This window comes from Microvirga sp. P4_G7, from assembly GCF_056401005.1.
Window position 1 is genome coordinate 1 of record NZ_JBFUKD010000985.1, and the last position, 1,033, is coordinate 1,033.

General features: G+C 63.3%; 1 protein-coding gene and 1 pseudogene. One reads left to right on the top strand and one right to left on the bottom strand.

Annotation, left to right across the window (positions count from 1 at the left end; translation table 11 throughout):
* Nucleotides 1-367 (top strand): annotated as a pseudogene (locus AC1DT3_RS22400) (MFS transporter); the annotation flags it as partial.
* Between the two features lie 3 nt (nucleotides 368-370).
* On the opposite strand, the gene AC1DT3_RS22405 reads toward AC1DT3_RS22400, so the two are convergent.
* Nucleotides 371-1,033: LysR substrate-binding domain-containing protein (locus tag AC1DT3_RS22405; protein WP_477467372.1), on the bottom strand; the 663-nt coding region annotated here is incomplete at its 5' end.

Consider the following 1,033-nt stretch of genomic DNA (forward strand, 5'->3'; position numbering starts at 1 on the left):
GATCTATCTCGGTCGCTCGCTTGCCATCGCCGTGTTCATCATGTTGCCGCCGTCTCCGGTGACGTCGATCCTCTTCGGCATCTCAATCGGTCTGTTGTGGCTTTCGACCGTGCCGCCGACTTCGTCTCTGGTGATGCTGATGTTCGGCACGCGCTACATGGCGATGCTGTACGGATTTGCGTTCTTCTCGCACCAGGTCGGCGGCTTTCTGGGCGTGTGGCTCGGCGGCGCGCTTTACGAGATCTACGGCAATTACACTCTGGTCTGGTGGCTCTCCGTGGTCCTCGGCGTGATCTCGGCGGTGATCAATCTGCCGATCCAGGAGAAGCCGGTGGACCGGCAGCCGGCGCTTCAGCCTGCGGAGTAGTTTTCAGGCGACGCCTTCGATGACGCGGCGCTGCTTGCTGATTTCGGCCGCCATGAAATCGAGAAACACGCGCACGCGCGCCGATTGGCGCAGGTCGGGATGGGTGAGCAGCCAGAAGCCGGCCGAGAATTCAGGTTCGGGCGCCGTCAGCCGCACGATGTCCGGACGCGTACTCGCGATGAAGCAAGGCAACGGTCCGATGCCAATGCCCGCTTCGACCGCCTCCGACAAGCCGAGCACGGTGTTGACCTTGTAGACGATCTTTTCAGCGGCGACGTGATCGCGCACGAAGCGTGCGGCTTTGAGGTTGGCGAGGTTGTCGCCGAGCGAAACCCAATGCCGATCGTACAAAGTCGAGACGTCGACGCGCTCGGGGTGCGGGAAGTCGACGGCGCGTCCGTAGATCGCCCACGCGATCGTCGCCACGCGACGGCCGACAAGCGTTTCCGGCGGTGCGTCTGTAGCGCGGATCGCAACATCGGCATCGCGCTTCGACAAGTTCAGCGCCTGGTTCGCCAGCACGACGTCGAGCCGCAGATCGGGGTATGTCTTGCTGAAGCGCGCGAACAGTGGTGTCAGCAGGTGGACCAGCAAGCTGTCGTTCGTGGTCACGCGCAATTCGCCGGCCGGCGAAACGGCCTGGCCCGCAAGCTTGCGCGCGAACGT